This window comes from Prosthecobacter sp., from assembly GCF_044236155.1.
Lineage (GTDB): Bacteria > Verrucomicrobiota > Verrucomicrobiia > Verrucomicrobiales > Verrucomicrobiaceae > Prosthecobacter.
Genome location: NZ_JBIIHA010000011.1, coordinates 1 through 16,860, shown reverse-complemented (window position 1 = coordinate 16,860; position 16,860 = coordinate 1). Strand labels below are relative to the sequence as shown.

Here is a 16,860-nt window from a genome sequence, read left to right as displayed (position 1 = left end):
CTATTCCTCCGAAGCCGCCACCTTGATGCGATACCCGTTCTCGTTCTTCTCCAGTTTCATCAGCCCGCGCTCCGCCACGGCCTCCAGCAGTGCGCTGAAAGTGCTGAAGCCGTAGAAACGCTCGTCAAACTGCGGCTGGCGTCGGCGGATGGCTTGTTTCACCGGCCCGGCCCACACCGTGTCGCTGCCGCTGCGGCCGAGCATCGCCTCCACTGTCTCCACCACGAGCTGGATCGCCTTTTCAGGGTCGCCACCCGGTTTTTTCTCCTGCGTCGCCGGTTTGGCCACTGAAGGGGCTGGTTTGGCGCGTGCGAGGCGCGTTTTTGTTTTCTCCTCCTCTCGCACGAGGTCGTCGTAGAAGATGAATTCGTCGCAGTTGTCGATGAACAGGCCGCTGGAGGACTGCTTCACGCCCACACCGATCACCGTCTTGTTGTTTTCTCGCAGCTTGCTCACCAGCGGCGAGAAGTCCGAGTCACCGCTCACGATGGCGAAGGTATCCACGTGCGACTTCATGTAACAGAGGTCGAGCGCATCCACCACCATGCGGATGTCCGCCGAGTTTTTCCCGCTCTGGCTCACATGCGGGATATCGATCATCTCGAACGCCGCCTCGTGCATCGTCGCCTTGAAGCTCTTGTAGCGGTCCCAGTCGCAGTAGGCCTTCTTCACCACGATGCTGCCTTTCAGCAGCAGGCGGTCTAGCACCTTGTTCATGTCAAACTTGTCATACTTCGCATCCTTCACGCCGATGGCCAGGTTTTCAAAGTCGCAGAAGACAGCGATGGTGTGTGTGCGGTCGGTAGGGGTGGCCATGGTGACGGATCGTCCTTCCTCCAGGCATCCGGGTCAACCGGTGTCTCTTCAGCGCGATTGACACGTGCTTGGTTTCACGGTTTGGATGAACGGATGGATTTCCATTGGCAGCTTGCCCTCACCTCCGGCCTCGGCACCGCTGTGATCACCGTGATCGCGATGCATCTCGCGTTGATACCGTGGCGCAAAAGCCAGGGAGCCCACTGGACGGAACGTGCCCGGCTGCTGTGGCCGGCGCGGCGTGTTCTCGTAGCCGTCATCTTTGCCTGCATCATCTCCGCCATCATCCTGCCGAAGCTGTTCGGACTGCCAGGCGATGAATCCGCGAGCTTCTGGCCTGTTATCCCAGGGTATTTGCTGGCCAGCTTCTTCTCCACCCGCGAGATCGAGCCGCGCTATCGTTTTCTGACCTGGCTGCACGAGACCTTCTGGCAGGTGCTCGTGCAGTTCGGCATGCTCGCCATCGTCATCTGGCTGCTGCACACGATGCCGCAGGTGATGCAGCCCCGCGACTGGCTGCGCTTTGCCCTCGGCACGCTGGCGGTCATCGTCATCCTCACCGGCGTGTGGCTGCCGCTGCTCTATCTCTTTCTCAAAGCCAAAAAGTCACCCGATCTGCGCCTCGAACGTCTCGTGGATGAAATGGCGGCGCAAACGGGCATCAAGCCCTGGCGCGTGTATTACGGAGAATCGCCCCTCGCCCGTGCCGCCGCGCTCATCTACCTTCGCAGCCTCGTCTTCACCTCCCGTGTCCTCGACATCCTCACCGACGACGAACTGCGCAGCATCATCCTCCATGAGCTGGCCCACCTGCGTGAGGGCTGGGCGGTGCGACTCTCACGGCTTGTTCCGGTCCTTGCGCTCATGCTGATCACCCTGATGCATCCTCTCATGCATCACATGGGAGTGGCGGGATTGTTCTGGCTCGCCGTCGTGATTATGCTGCTGCTAAGGCTCGCCAACCGCATCGCCCGTCGCATGGAGCATCATGCCGATGACGCCGCCATCCAGGGCAGCGCTGACACCGTGATGTATGCCCGCGCCTTGGAGAAAATCTACCAGGCCAACCAAGTGCCCGCCGTGATGCGCGGGAACAACATGGTCCACCCCCATCTCTACGACCGCATGCTCGCTGCCGGTGTCACACCCGATTATCCGCGCCCTCAACCACCCGGCCGCATGGCCTGGCCCGGCTGGGCGGTGTTTCTCATTCCCGGTGCCATGGCTGTCTGGATGATGCTGCGAAGTCACTCATAAAACGGCCACCGCTCCAAGTTCGGGCGACCGAGGGACTCCTGCTCGAAATCGCCTTTGGTGCCGGTTTGCTGCATCGAATGCAATTCCGCATGGCAATCGGCCATGGATGGATCGGCGAGGAGGCGGGTGAGAGTTTTGACTTCGTCTGCGGTGAGTGGAGGGGCGTCATCGCGAGGGCGGAAACGCATGTGGAGTGGCTGGAAGTAACGCCCGGTCTTCTCGCGGAGGGTTCGTAGGATGTCGAAGCCTGCGGGGTCGGTGTCGCCGAAGTGAAAGGTGGGCAGCTCGGCAGGCAGGCGTGAGAGGAGCAGAACGAGGGCGCGGTTTGGCTGGCTGGTTTGGATGATCAGGCTCTCGCCTCGGTTCAGCTTCACGAGTTCGAGGAAGGTCGTTTCGTTTTCGACTGTCAGAAGCCTCGCGGCGGAGCAGGTGATGACCTCAGCGGCACGAATGTCGGTTTCGGAGATCGTGATGGAACCACGCAGGGAGGCGAAATCGAGGCTGTCCAGCTTCAGCGGGCCGTGCAGGAGCACTTGGCGTGGCTTTTCGAGCAGACCGAGGTCTTCCAAGGTTTGTCCGTTGATCTGGCCGAGCGCGGATTCGAGGCGGCTTTGCAGTTTTTCGAGCCGCTTGGAGTCGCGGCAGATCACACAGCTCGAGAATCGCATCAGGGACTCGCCCTTCCATTCTAGCACGCGGGTCAGCACCGTCAGCAGCTCGCGGTTTCCTTCCAGGTCATCGCGTTTGAAGGGTTCGATCGATCCACCGGTGCGGGCTTGGTGGGAAAGGTTGGTGAGCCAGTTTTCAGGCAAAATGGAGCCACTAAAGGAGTCGAACAGCTCCGCCAGAGTGGCCCGCTCCTCTGTCGGAGAGGCTTCACCCAAGAAATCGAAAAGCCACGCTTCACCACCGTCACGTTTGAGGCGGACGAGCAGGATGATCTTCTCGTCCCGAGAGTGTGTTTCGAGCACCAGATGGCCCAGCGACTGGCTGGCGGCACGGCGCAGATGCTCTTCGGCGAGGATGCGAGCCTCGACTTTGTCGGCGTGGGCGGCTTTGAGCAGCTTTTTGTAGTCGAGTGTGAAATCTGAGGCGCTGATGCCAGTGCGACCCGCTTGGGATTCGCGGTAGCGAGCGGCGAATGCCTTCAGGATCTCTGGATGCTCATGAGCCATGCTTGTTCATCCAGGCTTTGCCTTCGGGTGTGTCGCGGAAGAGGACGGCGGGAATGTTGCGAATGCGGGTTTTGCCGCCCTCACGCTTCTCGGTCTTGGTGACGACGATGAGTTCATCGCACAAGCTGAAGGCGAAGGGGATGTTGCCGCTGGACATGCTGAAGACGCCCTGGAGATCGAGTTCCTGCATGGCAGCGAGGCAGTCCTGGATGCGCTCGCCGCTGAGCTTGCTAAAGGCTTCGTCGATAGGCACCAGCGCCAGGCTGGGCTCTTTCCAGCGCGTTTCGTGGCGGTTGTAGGCGTGCAGATAGCTGGCGAGGATGGCCACAAAGTAGGGACTCTGGTTTTCACCGCCGCTCATCTTGCCGCTCTGCTTGTCCACGCTCACGGGCTTGGCATCCGGCTGGCGCACATCGGTCACGAGCAGGTCGTAGTCGAAGTACTGGCGGTAATCGAGCAGCTTGACGGCCTCGGGGCTGTTCGACTGCTTCACGAGCGTTTGCAGGAAGTGGTCCAGTGCAGTGCGTAGCTCGCCTTCGAGGCTGGCGAAGAAGAGGTCGTCCGGTTCCCGGTTGGAGTTCAGATGAATGAGGTCGCGGTAAAAGCGGAACTCGGGATTCGGCTCCTTTTTGATGTGATACACATCGTTCCCGATCTGCCGCTTGAGCTGCTTGTTGAGCAAGAAGATGATGTTGTCGATGTCCTTGAGCGCCTTCTGCATGCGGCTGAGCACCTGCGTGCGGAAGAGGCTTTCCCAGCGCTTGCGCTCGGCTTCGGCCTTCTTCTCAAACTCAGGGATTCCTTGGCCGTCGATGCGTTTGAGCAGCTTGTCGTAGTCTTTAGTGCTGCGGCCATCCTCGGGCAGGTCATCGAACCGTGGCGAGAAGGTTTTCTTGAACTCGACCATCGCGGCTTTGAGGTCACCCTCGGCCTGCGCAGCATTCACGGCGGCCTTGCTGGCTTCTTTTTCAAACTCGCGCGCGGCGACATCCGCAGCGAGGTATTTTTCCAGCAAGTCCTGCTTCCAGCTCCGGTAACGGTCGAGGTGCGCGGAGATGTCGATCTCGCGTTTCAGGCGCAAAAAGTCGTCTTCACGCTTGGAGGCATCTTCGCGTCGGCTGGCGAGTGTTTTCTCCGTTTGCTCGATTTCGCGCTGGATGCCTTTGCGGGCGATTTCGAGCCGTTCCTTCTCAAACGACTCCGCCTGCGTCTGCAAATCATGCGCCTGCTGCTCCAGTTCATGCAGTGAACCGGTGTCGATCTCTTGAAGACGCTTCATTAGCTCCTCGTGATCCTGTTCCAGCTTGGGCAGAGATTCGACTCGGACGAGGTCCTGGGCCAGCGAGGCATGGTCTGGCATCTTGGCGTCTTTGTCGGCAATGATGGCATTGATCTCCGTTTCCAGCGGTTCCAGGCGGCGGATGCTGGCGACGATGCTCGTGAGCTTATCCTGCTTGATCTCCTGCTGGCGTTGCAAGCCACGTTTGCCGACGAAAGGCACACCATCGTATCGCCGAGCACGCAGAACGATGCCATCGCGAAGCATGAGCCCATCGGGAAGAATGGCGGCGTCATGCTTGTCGAACTCTGCGAGCTTTGAAACGCACTTCACCTGCCCAAACCAATGGTCCACACAGGCACGGGCAACGGGATCATCCGTCTCGAGTTTCTCCGCCAGCGAGCCTTTGGCAGCTTTGGGCTTCTGCGCGAGCATCCGCGAAGGATGGATGAGAGACTCGACGGCGGCTTTCGGGCCTTGAGAGCCTGCGTTCAGCTCATGAAAATGCCGCACGGCCTCGGGGTAGTGCTCCTCGCTGACGATGACGGCGAATTTTTCCGTGAAGGCCACTTCAATCGCCTCGCGCCAAGTTTCATCGGCCACCTCACACAGCTCCCGCAGAGCACGGGCAGCAGGTCGGCCTTGGAACGATAGCAGCCGATCATTCAGCGTGTGCAGCAGCGGTTGCTCGATGGGCGGCAGTCCGGCTTTGAGCGTGTGGATCTGTGCTTCGAGGTCCGAGCGTTCACCACGCAGACGACGAAGCTCCTCGGCGTCTCCGGCAAAAGCCTGGCGCAGGTTTTTGCAGACCTGATCAGCCGCATCTCGCAGAAGGCTGAGCGCGTTCGCGGTGGATGCCTCATCGCACTCCTCCAGCATCTCGATGGCAGTATCGAGACGGTGCGTGTCCACCGGCTTGGGCAGCGGCGCGTGTTTCACATCCTTCTGCCACTGTTTCGCGTCCTTCACCCGCTTGCGCAGACGATCACTAAGCTTGGTGCCGAGTTCGCGCAGGCGCAGCAGCTCGGCTTCGAGTTTGCGGCCTTGTTCCGTGAGCTGGTGATAGAGACGACCCTCCGAAGACTCGTGCATGAGGCCGAGCAGACGTTCCCGCTCACCGCGGCAGCGTGCGATGCCTTCCTCCAGTTCCCGCAGACGCTGCTCATCGCCTGCAAAGCTCTCGCGCAGGTCCGCGAGCCGCTTTTCCATGCTGGTGACGAGGCTTTGAGCGTGCTCGTGGTTCAGCTCCGTGGCGAGGTAGCGGGCCACATCACGGTCTCGCTGGGCGGAGACACGCGTTTCGGAAAGCTGGCGGATGGTTTGCAGCCGAGTGAGCTGTCCGCGAAGCTGGCGCAGCTCGTTTTCGTAGGATTCAAAGTCACGGTAACTTGCCACCACGTCATCCACTGGCACCGCCTCGCCGGGCAGCACGAACTCGCGGCAGAAGTCGTCGAAGCTCTTGAGGTTCGTGAAGGACATCGCACTGGGCAGCAGGCGATCCAACACCTCGCGGTTGAAATTGAGGTGCGCACCGTTGCTCATGTCCCGCAGGTATTCGCGGGAGGAGGGGAAGAGGCGTCCCTGGTGGCTTTCGATCAACTGGCGGAAGCCGTGCATGTCCAGCGTGCGGCGTTTGCCATCCTCGGCGGAGGTATGGATGAAGTCGTCCTTCTCCAAACTGCCCTGGCAGAAGAACGGCGTGATGTGGCCGTCGTTCTCCGCTGTGTTGCGGAACTCGATGCGCAGGCCCCAAGTCTCGACGCGCTTCCCATCTGGCCAGATGAACTCGGCGGCGACGTAGGTGGTCACGCCTTTGTCATGGTAAAACTGCGGCTGGCCGCTTTCCGACTGCTGCTTGGTATCGAGCAGGCAATAGCCTTTCAGCGTGCGGTCGGACCTGGAACCAGTAGCGCTGCGATTGAAATGTTGGCGAGATTTTTCCGGTCCCACGAGGACGAGCATGAGCATGTCCATGAGGATGGATTTGCCCGAACCCGTGACACCGGCGAGCACGAGATTTCCCTGAACCGCGAGCGTGTCCTGGTAGCCATACCAATTGATTGCATGCAGGCGGGAGAGACGGATGGCACGGCTCCTGGCGCTCATGCTTCCACCTCCTCATCCGTGTTGGAGATCGCGGTTGCGTCATTCTTTTTAAAGGCACCGGCGGACTCGTTCCATTCCGCGAGTTCGCGGAAGGGCACCACGCGCCGGATCGCAGGCAGCACCTCGATCCCGCTGTCTTCAAAAGGCTCCGCAGGCTGGAAGCGGATGAGATTGAACCGTGCCGCCTGACGCAAAATCTCGCGCAGCCGCCCTCGGGCAATCTGGCCCACAGCATCTGGCAGGAGCTGGTCTTTCAGCAGCGCGTTCAGCTCCGTGACCGTGAGAAACGCCTGTGTCTCGCCCTCATCCCTCCAGCGCACATCCGCCGCATACCAGAGTGCCAGCCAAACCAGCGTGGCATCCTGGCGAAGGTGCAAAACCATCGAGCCGACACGCGGGATGGCCTGCACCATGCGCTCGTCATGCAGCAGGGCCACGTCGAGTCCGGCGAGCGCGGCTGTCTCGCGCAGCCACTCGAAGTTTTGCCTGCACCAGTTGTAAAGCGCGCTCTGCCCGCTTTCCAGCCCCAGCAGCGAACCATGCGCTAGCAGTTCCTGCAGCGCCTCGGCCAGCCGAGCACGATCCTGCTCCTGCAGCCGCAGCAAAGGCTCCGGCGCGGGAGTGTCGTTAAGGTTGGGGGCGGCTTCGGTCATTTCTTGATCAGGTCAAAATGCTCCACTCGGGCTCCTGGCAGGGTGTCGAGCGGGATATCACCTTCTTGGACGATGCTGCGGCTGCTTTCCAGCTTGTAGGCGGCCTCATTGGATTCCGCGTGCAGCAGCAGGGCGATGAGTTCCGTCAAATCCGCCTCGGAGGCGACTGGCAGGTCGGCACTGGAGATGCGTGCGCCTTTCTCACCGGGCAGCCGCTTCACAAATTCGTTCGCACGACGCACGGAAAGCGAGTCACGCAGCGCACGCTCCATACCGCGCAGGCCTTCCTCACGTTCAGCGTCCGTGACCTCATCGTCCAGTGCCGCCTGTTCACCAGCCGTGCGGCGGATCGGTGGAGCGTAAAGGGAGTCGAGTCCGGCCGGCAGGCGGGTTTCAGGAAGGCGAAGTGCTGGCAATTCAGGCAGCTCCCAGGTGCTGGAAAGGCGCTTTCCGGCCAGCAGCTCGTTCGCCCGCATGAAGAAATCACGAATTTCCGTGCGACGTTCGCCCGTCACATCTTGGAGATAGCGGAAACGCGATAGCGAACGCCGGGTGAAGTCCGCTGTGCGGCGATCAATCTCGTCCGCCATGGGTTGCACCAGTTCCAGCAGATGCGCGAGATCATCGAGCCGCTGACGCACACGGGCGCGGGCTGTTTCGGCACTCAGCGTCGGTTCACGGCGCAGCAGCTCGGTCTGCATCTCCGCCATCGCAGTCGAGTCATCCTGCAATCTCTCGCCGATGCGCCGCACCGCCTCCGGCAGACGCGCGGGCAAACGGGCTCGGATCAGCTCCGCATACGCGCCATGAGCGACCTGTTCCGCATAGTCCTCAAACACGAGCGAGAGGTTCCCTTTCAGCGTGCCCTCCTCAAGCTGCCGCCGCGTGAGGCGCTGCACGGACTTTTGCATCGTGCGCAGCTCTCCGAGTCCCTGACGCGTGTTTGCTAAGCACACGTCCACCGTTTGCAGCGGACGCTCGGTCAGCTCTGGCTCGTTCGCCAGCATCGCGCAGACAGCAGTGAGCTTGTCCGTGAACACCGCCGCCTCAGGATGCGCGATCTGGCGCAGCGCCGCGATCAGCGTGGAGCCATGCGCATCGAAATAAAGCTTGCGCCGCCAGTCCTTGCGCGGCGGCTCCTCCAGCCAACGGCAGCGCGACAAATGATCCAGCACGCGACGAGCGGTCTCACGAGTCGGTTGCGCTTCCGGCGGTGATTCGCTCCCACCAGCCATTTCCTCCTCCTCGGGTTGAAACTCGGGATGCTTCGCCAAAACATCCGCGATGATCTCGACAGCGTCATTGCGCTCCAAGCCATCCGGCTGCTCCGCGCACTCGCGATCCAGCGCATCGAGCACATCCACATAGGTCGGCGCATTTTTGCCCGCTAAAACACGAAAGAACGCGGGATCGCGCACTTCGCGGTAGAGGGCAGTGGAGAGAAGGTCTGGCATCAGAGCCGCGCATCATGCGGAGGGGGGACGCCGGGGCAAGCAGGGAGCGGTTTTCACGTCCATACCCGCCTCGCGGCATGGACGATCCCGCCGTCCGGGCCGCCTGCGCAAGGATTGCGCTCTCCAGGCCGTTTTTTCCGGCCCCAAACCCTTGCTATGCCCATGAAGCTTCGCCTCATCGCCTCCGCTCTCATTTTGTCTTCGTCTGCTTTCGCGCAGGCACCGAAGAAAGATGAAGGCATTGATCCATCCAAGCCGGTGTCGTTTTACAAACACATCCGGCCGATCTTCCAGGCGCAGTGCAATGGGTGCCATCAGCCGGCGAAGAAGAAGGGCGATTACATCATGACGGAGTTCGCGGCGTTGCTGAAGGGCGGCGAGGAAGGCGTGGCGGTGGTGCCGGGGAAGGCGACGGAGTCGAATCTGCTGAAGCTCATCAAACCGGATGCGCATGGCAAAGCCGAGATGCCGCAGAAGGCGGATGCGCTGCATGCGACGCAGATCGCCTTGATCGAGCGATGGATCACCGAAGGCGCGAAGGATGACACGCCGGCCACAGCGAAGGCGCAATACGACATGGCGCATCCGCCGGTGTATGTGACGGCGCCCGCGGTCACGTCGGTCGAATACTCGCCGGATGGCGCGATGATCGCGGTGGCGGGTTATCATGAGGTGCTCATTCACAAAGCGGATGGCAGCGGCATCGTGGCGCGACTGGTGGGACTCGCGGAGCGCATTCAGAAGCTCGCGTGGTCGCCGGATGGCAAAAAGATCGCGGTCACGGGCGGCAGCCCGGCTCGCATGGGCGAAATCCAGATTTGGGACGTGGCGGCGAAGAAGCTCGAGCTGTCCAAATCGCTCACGTTTGACACCATTTACGGCGCGAGCTGGTCGCCGGACGGCAAGCAGCTCGCGTTTGGCTGCGCGGACAATGCCGTGCGGGCCATCGACATCGCCACGGGCAAGGAAACGCTCTTCATGGGCGGCCACAGCGATTGGGTGCTCGACACCGTGTGGGGAGTGGATGGCAAACACGTCGTCTCCTGCGGTCGCGACATGAGCGTGAAGCTCACCGAGGTCGCCACGATGCGCTTCGTCGATAACGTCACCTCCATCACGCCCGGCGCACTCAAAGGCGGCGTGCAGGTGCTGGCGCGGCATCCGCAGCGCAACGAGGTGCTCATCGGCGGCACCGACGGCGTGCCCGCGATCTACCGCATGGAGCGCATCACGAAGCGCGTCATCGGCGACAACGCGAACCTCATCCGCAAATTCCCCGCGATGCAGGGCCGCATCTTCGGCGTGGACTTTGCACCGGATGGCAAGCGCATCGTCGCCGGCGCGTCGTTTGAAGGCAGCGGCATGATCAACATCTACAGCAGCGAGTATTCGAGCGACATGCCACCCGAGGTGAAAAAGATCGTCGAGACCGTGAACGGCAAAGGCAAGGAGCTCGACGACTGGATCACCAAAGACGTGAAGCAGCTCAGCAGCACGCCGGTGCCGGCGGGTGTGTTCAGCGTCAGCTTTTCGCCCGATGGCAAAACGGTTGTCGCAGCGGGTCAGGATGGTCAGATCCGCCTCATCGATGCCGCCACGGGCAAGATCGCCAAAGAATTCACCTCCGTGCCGCTCGTGAAGGAAAAAGTGCTCGCCGCGAGCGATGTCATCGCGGACGACACCGTGCGTGTGGACGTGAAAAAGGACGACAAGGTCGAGACGCTGCACACCGGCCCCACCGTGGCTTCCATCGAGGTCGAGCCTGCGAACGTCAAAATCGCCAAGCCCACCGAATACGCGCAGCTCCTCATCACCGCGAAGATGAGCGACGGCACGCGTGCCGATGTCACCCGCATGGCAAAGATCACCGCCGCAAAGGGCAACGTGGTGCAGATCGACTCACGCGGCATGATTCGTCCGGACAAAGACGGTGCCACGGCGATCAACATCAGCTTCATGGGCCGCACCGCCAGCGTGCCCGCGAATGTCAGCGGCCTGAATGTGGCGCTGAAGCCGGATTACGTCCGCGACATCATGCCCATCACGTCGAAGCTCGGTTGCAATCAAGGCACCTGCCACGGCGCCAAAGACGGCAAGGCGGGCTTCAAGCTCTCGCTGCGTGGTTACGATCCCATGTATGACGTGCTCGCCTACGCGGACGAACTCGCCAGTCGTCGAGCGAATGTCGCCTCGCCGGAGCATTCGCTCATGCTGCTTAAGGCCAGCGGTGCCGTGCCGCATGAAGGCGGCCAGCTCACCGTGCCGGGCGAGCTTTACTACGAATCGCTCAAAGCGTGGATCAGCCAGGGCGCGAAGGTGAATCTCGGCACGCCGAAGGTCACCAGCATCGAAGTCAGCCCGAAAAATCCGGTCATGGAAAAGATCGGCAGCCGCCAGCAGATGCGCGTGATCGCCCGCTATGCCGATGGTTATGTCAAAGACGTCACCGCCGAGGCCTTCCTCGAAAGCGGCAACGGCGAAGTCATCGAAGCTGACAAAAAAGGCCTCATGACGAGCATTCGCCGCGGTGAGGCACCCATCCTCGCCCGCTTTGAAGGTGCCTATGCCGCCACCACGATCACGGTGATGGGTGATCGCACCGGCTTCGCATGGCAGCAGCCCGAGACTTGGAACAAGATCGACGAACTCGTCGCGCAGAAATGGCAGCGCATGAAGATCGAGCCCAGCGGCCTGTGCAGCGATGAGGACTTCCTTCGCCGCATCCACCTCGACCTCACCGGCCTGCCGCCGAAGCCCGAGGAGGTCACCGCTTTCCTCGCCGACAAGCGCGATGTGCGTGTGAAGCGCGGCGAAGTGATCGACAAGCTCATCGGCAATCCCGACTTCATCGAGCATTGGTCGAACAAATGGGCCGACATGCTCCAGGTGAACTCCAAATTCCTCGGCACCGAGGGCGCGGCCGGACTGCGCACGTGGATCAAGCAGCAGGTCGCCGACAACACGCCCTACGACCGCATGGCCTACCGCATCGTCACCGCCACCGGCTCAAACAAAGAGAATCCTGCCGCCGCTTACTTCAAAACGGTGCGCACGCCGGAGGAACTCGTCGAAAACACCACGCACCTGTTTTTGGCCACGCGTTTCAACTGCAACAAGTGCCACGACCATCCCTTCGAGCGCTGGACGATGGACCAGTATTATGAAACCGCGGCTTACTTCTCGCAGATCGGCCTCGCCGCCGATCCGAACGCGAAAGGTGCCACCATCGGCGGCACCGCTGTCGAAGGCGCGAAGCCGCTCTACGAGATCGTGAGCGATAAAAAAGACGGTGATGTGCTCCACCTCCGCACCAACAAGCCCGTCTCGCCGAAGGTGCCCTACGACACCGAGCTCATCAGCAGCACCGCCAGCTCCCGCCGCGAGGCTTTTGCCACCTGGATGACCAGCCCGCAGAATGATTACTTCGCCATGAGCTATGCGAACCGCATCTGGGGCTACCTCACCGGCACAGGCGTCATCGAACCGCTCGATGACATCCGCGCCGGCAATCCGCCGAGCAATCCCGAGCTGCTGCAATATCTGACGAACGAATTCATCCAGAGTGGCTTCAACGTGCGCCATTTGATGAAACTCATCGCCAACAGCCGCACCTACCAGCTCAGCCTCGCCACGAACAGATGGAACGAGGACGACAAGATCAACTACAGCCACGCCAAGGCGCGTCGCCTGCCTGCTGAGGTGCTCTTTGACAGCGTCTTCGCCGTCACCGGCAGCATGCCCAATATCCCCGGCGTGCCCAAAGGCACCCGCGCCGCCGCTTTGGCCGATGCGCAGATCAAACTGCAAGACGGCTTCCTCACCAACTTCGGCCGCCCGGCTCGTGAAAGCGTGTGCGAGTGCGAACGCAGCAACGACGTCAACCTCGGCCCCGTCATGGCCTTGATGAGCGGTCCGACCGTCGGCGATGCCATCAGCGACTCGAACAACGCCATCGCCAAGCTCACCGCCGAGATCAACGACGACAAACAGCTCATCGACGCCGTCTTCATGCGCATCCTGAACCGCCACGCCACCGAGAAGGAAATCTCCGCCGCACTCGAAAGCATGGCCGGACTCGATGCCGAGCACAAAACACTCGCCGCCACGCTCCAGGCCAAGGAAGTCGAGCAAAAGCCCGTCATCGCCAAAGCCGAGCAAGATCGCCTCGCCGCGATCAAAGCCGCTGAAACCGAATTGAAGGCCTACCAGGCCAAAATCGCCCCCGAAGTCGCGAAAAAAGAGGCTGCACGCCAAGCCGCCATCAAAGCCGCCGAAGCCAAGGTGAAGGCCTCCTATGACACCGCCGCTGCCAATCAGCCGAAGTGGGAAAACTACCTCGATTTGACCACCGAATGGCAACTGCTCGATCTCAAGGTGCAGCGTGCTGGTGGCGTCGAGAAGCTCGACAAGCTCCCCGATGGCAGCTTCCTCGCCACGCCGATGCCCGCAGGCAAAGAAAGCACCGGAAACTACCTCCTCCTCGGCAAAAGCGACCTGCAAGGCATCACCGGCATCAAACTCGAGATGCTGCCCGATGACCGCCTGCCCAACAACGGCCCCGGCGTTGCCCCCGATGGCAATTTCGTCCTCGGCGAGCTCGTCGTCACCACCGATGCCGCCGACGCGAAACGCAAACGCGGCTCCGGCGTGGCCCAAACGCTCAAAAATCCGAAAGCCGACTTCGAACAGACCAACTTCCCCGTCACCGAAGCCCTCAAAAAAGGCAATCGCGACCGCGGCTGGGCCGTCAGCCCCGAAGGCGGCTTCCGTCACGAGGCCATCTTCAGCTTCGAGAAGCCCGTCAGCAACGAAGGCGGCACCAGCTTCAGCATCCAGATGAACAGCAACTTCCAGAACGGCAAATACAACCCCGGCCGCTTCCGCCTCTGGGTCACCACCAGCCCCACCATCCGCTTCGGCGTCCCCAAAACCGTCGCCGATGCCCTCAAGGCCCCCAAACGCACCCCCGAGCAAAACGCCGAGCTCGCCGCCCACTTCCTCAACCAGTTCCGCGACTACCAGATGCAGAAAAAGGCATTGGCTGCCGCGAGAACTCCCTTGCCGGCTGATCCGCAGTTGCTCGCGTTGGAAGCGAAGCATTTGGAAATGCAAAAGCCCATCACCCTCGACCCAAAACTCATCCAACTCCGCCGCGACTCCGATCTGAGTGCGAAGCAGCTCACGAACAAGCGCCTCACCGCCGCGCAGGACCTCGCGTGGGCGCTGATCAACTCACCGGCGTTCTTGTTTAATCACTGATTGGTTTGCGATGGCATGCTGCTTGAGTTGTATCAACCCGCATGCCTGCCAGTTCGCTCCAATTTTCCGACACCGTCGTCCTCATCCACGGACTTGGGCGCACGCTACGCAGTATGTGGGTCGTGGGCGCTTGGCTGAAATTCTGGGGGTATCGTGTGCGGTTTATCGGTTATCCGTCGCGCAGCGTTTCAATTTCGGAAGCGGTGGAGCGGCACATCGAGCCGGGGTTGGCAGAACTGGAGTTGGAAGCGGGTGCGCGGGTGCATTTCGTGACGCATTCACTCGGTGGCATCGTGTTTCGCGCGTGGGCGGCGCGGCGTGATCCGGCGTTTCCGCTGGGACGCAGCGTTTTGCTGGTGCCGCCGAACCAGGGCAGCGAGATCATCGACCTGGTGAGGCCGCTGGGCTGGCCGCGCTGGATGCTGGGGCCGGTGGTGGATGAACTCGGCACGGAGCCGCATCACACGCCGAAGGCGCTCGGCCCGCTGCCGCCTGAAACGGGGGTGCTGATGGGAAACAAGGCCACGTTGCGCCTGTTCGGCCATGTGCTGGGCGAGGAGCACGATGGCATCGTCTCCACGCAGGGCGGCCAGGTGGAAGGGCAGGCGGATTTCATCGTGCTGCCGGTGAATCATCTCACGGTGCTCTTCAGGCCGGTCGTGATGCGCGCGGTGCGGCGCTTTCTGCAGACAGGCAGCTTCAAGGAAGCATGACACGCCTCAAGGTGCTGCCAGCTTCGTGACGACGTGGCTCATGTAGGGGAAGAGTTGTTTCTTCCGACTCACGACGCCGGGCATGTCATAGACGTTCTCCTTCGCCAGCGGGTAGTCGATGGCATTGATCACGCGTTTGTCGCCGGCGACGAGCAGAACGCTGTGATGGCGTGTGATGTCGGTGACCATGAGGCAGGCAAAGTGGAGGCTGTGTTTCGCGAGAAGGGCCTGCAGCGCGGCCTGGAGGTCGTTTTCGCGTTTCCAGAACTCCTCGAGGCCAAGTTCCTCGATCTGACTGATGCTGATGTGCCACCCGTTTTCCTCGAAGACTTTGCGGTCGCTTTCCAAGGCGCGGTCAGGGGTGTTTTCACGCAGCATGGAGCCGGCGGCGAAGAAGTCCTTCACGAACTGGGCGCTGTCGATGCCGCCGATGCCGGCGAGCCACGCGAGGATGTCCTTGTCCGTTTCGGTGGTGGTCGGGCTGGTGAGATGCAGCGTGTCGGAAATGATGCCCGCGCAGAGGCAGATGGCGGTTCCCTTGTCCGGCTCGGCCTTCTGCATGCGGTACATGATGCCGACGATGGTCGAGGTGCTGCCGACGGGCTCGTTGAGGAAGCGGATGGGCTCCTTGGTGCGCAGGTTGCCGCTGAGGCGGTGGTGGTCGATGACCTCGAGGATTTCCGCCTCGTCCGCGCCGGTGACGGCCTGGGCGAACTCGTTGTGATCGACGAGCACGAGCTTCATGCGCGGCAGGTCGATGAGGTCGGACTTTGAGAAAACTCCGAGCAGCTTGTGCGTCTCGTCATCGACGACAGGAAAAAGCGCCTGATGGGCGTGCTGGACTGCGGGGACGATCTCAAGCAGCGGCGTGCGTGAGGTGAACGAGAGAAACTCGTGCGTCAGGGCCTCGCCGATCGGCCGCGAGAAGCGCAGGAGCTGCGAGGTGCTGGCGGTGTCGTAGGGCGAATAGATGATGGCGACGCCTTTCTCAGCGGCGCGTGAGAGGATGCTGGTGGAGGCCTTGAACTTGCCGGTGATGATCAAACAACGAGCGCCGATCTCAACGGCGAGCTCATGAATCTCCGGGCGGTCGCCGGTAATGACGACGAGATGATCGGCGGCGAACTGCTGCGCGCGCTTCCTGGTCGTTTCGAGGCTCGACGCGGCGACGACGAGCACAAGGTCCTGCATCGCTTCCAGATCAGGCGCGGTGCCACCGACGATGCCGTCGAGCGCGTTGACGATGTTCAGCAGGCTCGTGCGCACCTCGCGGTTGGCGGCGACGGTCTTCTCATTCGTCTGAGCAGGAAGAAACAACTGCGCCAGCTCCTGGATCGACGGCATGCCGAGCAGACGGCCCGTCTCGTCCACGACCGGGATGGCGCGGAAGTTGTGGTCCATCATCATGCGATAGACCGAGAGGAAGGTCTGGTGCTGAGAGGCGGTGAAAACATCGCGCCGGCAGATCGTGGCCGCGGTGGGACGCACATCGAGCAGGAGCTTCGGCGCTGCCACTCCGGCGGTTTGCAGCACCCAGTTCGTGCGCACGCTGAGCTCGCCGCAGCACGCGGCCTCGGCCTTCATCTTGCGAACGTCGCGCAGGAAGGCGGCGTAGCCGATGGCCGAGCAGATCGCGTCCGTGTCGGGATTGCGGTGGCCGATGACATGGATCGTGTCCGGCGAGGCGAGCTGCCGCGCTGAGGACGAAATGCGAATGGTGTTCTCGGTGGAGCGCATTCGTCGATTGTCGGTGATTTCGGCCGCGATGCGGTTGAATCAGGCGAAGCCAAGCGCGGTGATGCGCGCATGCACGGCGTCCTTGTTTTCGAGAAGCTCGGCGATGGGGTCCCACTTGCCCGTGGTGAGCGCCTCGTGGGCGGTCGAGGGCAGTGTGATCGCGAACTCCTGATCCTCAAAGAACACTTTGCCCGCGGCGACGTCGATCGTGACCTCAAGCTGCGGGTTGCGCTCGATCTCGGCGGCAAGCACACGGATGTCAGAGCCAGCCGCCACGACGCAGGGGATGCCGAGCGTGGTGCAGTTGCCAAAGAAGATCTCCGCGAAGCTTTCGGCGATCACGGCACGGATGCCGAAGCGGTAGAGCGCCTGCGGGGCATGCTCACGGGAGCTGCCGCAGCCGAAATTGGA

Annotated in this window: 10 protein-coding genes; 3 read left to right on the top strand and 7 right to left on the bottom strand. The window is 61.7% G+C overall.

The window, feature by feature from the left end; translation table 11 throughout:
- Positions 1-816 carry an NYN domain-containing protein gene (locus ACILSE_RS11340; protein WP_395717505.1) on the bottom strand — a complete coding sequence of 272 codons (816 nt, stop codon included), beginning with the start codon at positions 814-816 and terminating at the stop codon, positions 1-3.
- A gap of 93 nt (positions 817-909) precedes the next feature.
- On the opposite strand from ACILSE_RS11340, the gene ACILSE_RS11335 reads away from it, so the two are divergent.
- Positions 910-2,073 carry a M48 family metalloprotease gene (locus tag ACILSE_RS11335; RefSeq protein ID WP_395717504.1) on the top strand — a complete coding sequence of 388 codons (1,164 nt, stop codon included), beginning with the start codon at positions 910-912 and terminating at the stop codon, positions 2,071-2,073.
- Here ACILSE_RS11335 and ACILSE_RS11330 read toward each other — a convergent pair.
- Genes ACILSE_RS11330 through ACILSE_RS11315 form a run of 4 tightly spaced genes read right to left on the bottom strand, consistent with a single transcriptional unit; the run spans position 2,064 to position 8,740 of the window.
- Complete coding sequence (locus ACILSE_RS11330; protein ID WP_395717503.1) at positions 2,064-3,248, bottom strand: Wadjet anti-phage system protein JetD domain-containing protein; 1,185 nt, start codon at positions 3,246-3,248, stop codon at positions 2,064-2,066. The two genes, ACILSE_RS11335 and ACILSE_RS11330, sit on opposite strands and share 10 nt — an antisense overlap.
- Positions 3,238-6,633, bottom strand: a complete 3,396-nt coding sequence (locus ACILSE_RS11325; protein ID WP_395717502.1) for an SbcC/MukB-like Walker B domain-containing protein — start codon at positions 6,631-6,633, stop codon at positions 3,238-3,240. Before ACILSE_RS11325 ends, ACILSE_RS11330 begins: the two co-directional genes overlap by 11 nt.
- The gene (locus ACILSE_RS11320) at positions 6,630-7,286 is read right to left on the bottom strand and encodes a DUF4194 domain-containing protein (RefSeq protein ID WP_395717501.1); all 657 of its coding nucleotides are present in this window, start codon (positions 7,284-7,286) and stop codon (positions 6,630-6,632) included. Before ACILSE_RS11320 ends, ACILSE_RS11325 begins: the two co-directional genes overlap by 4 nt.
- On the bottom strand, positions 7,283-8,740 hold the full coding sequence (locus ACILSE_RS11315; protein ID WP_395717500.1) for a Wadjet anti-phage system protein JetA family protein: 1,458 nt from the start codon (positions 8,738-8,740) through the stop codon (positions 7,283-7,285). Before ACILSE_RS11315 ends, ACILSE_RS11320 begins: the two co-directional genes overlap by 4 nt.
- A 162-nt stretch (positions 8,741-8,902) precedes the next feature.
- On the opposite strand from ACILSE_RS11315, the gene ACILSE_RS11310 reads away from it, so the two are divergent.
- Together ACILSE_RS11310 and ACILSE_RS11305 are read left to right on the top strand one after the other, a co-directional pair.
- Positions 8,903-13,999, top strand: a complete 5,097-nt coding sequence (locus ACILSE_RS11310; protein ID WP_395717499.1) for a DUF1549 domain-containing protein — start codon at positions 8,903-8,905, stop codon at positions 13,997-13,999.
- Between the two features lie 41 nt (positions 14,000-14,040).
- Complete coding sequence (locus ACILSE_RS11305; protein WP_395717498.1) at positions 14,041-14,712, top strand: esterase/lipase family protein; 672 nt, start codon at positions 14,041-14,043, stop codon at positions 14,710-14,712.
- A gap of 6 nt (positions 14,713-14,718) precedes the next feature.
- Here the strand turns inward: ACILSE_RS11305 and ACILSE_RS11300 are convergent, their stop codons facing one another.
- On the bottom strand, positions 14,719-16,449 hold the full coding sequence (locus ACILSE_RS11300; RefSeq protein ID WP_395717497.1) for a putative manganese-dependent inorganic diphosphatase: 1,731 nt from the start codon (positions 16,447-16,449) through the stop codon (positions 14,719-14,721).
- A 39-nt stretch (positions 16,450-16,488) separates the two neighbouring features.
- Positions 16,489-16,860, bottom strand: a 372-nt coding sequence (locus tag ACILSE_RS11295; RefSeq protein ID WP_395717496.1) for a 3-isopropylmalate dehydratase small subunit 2, incomplete at its 5' end; no start/stop codon positions are given.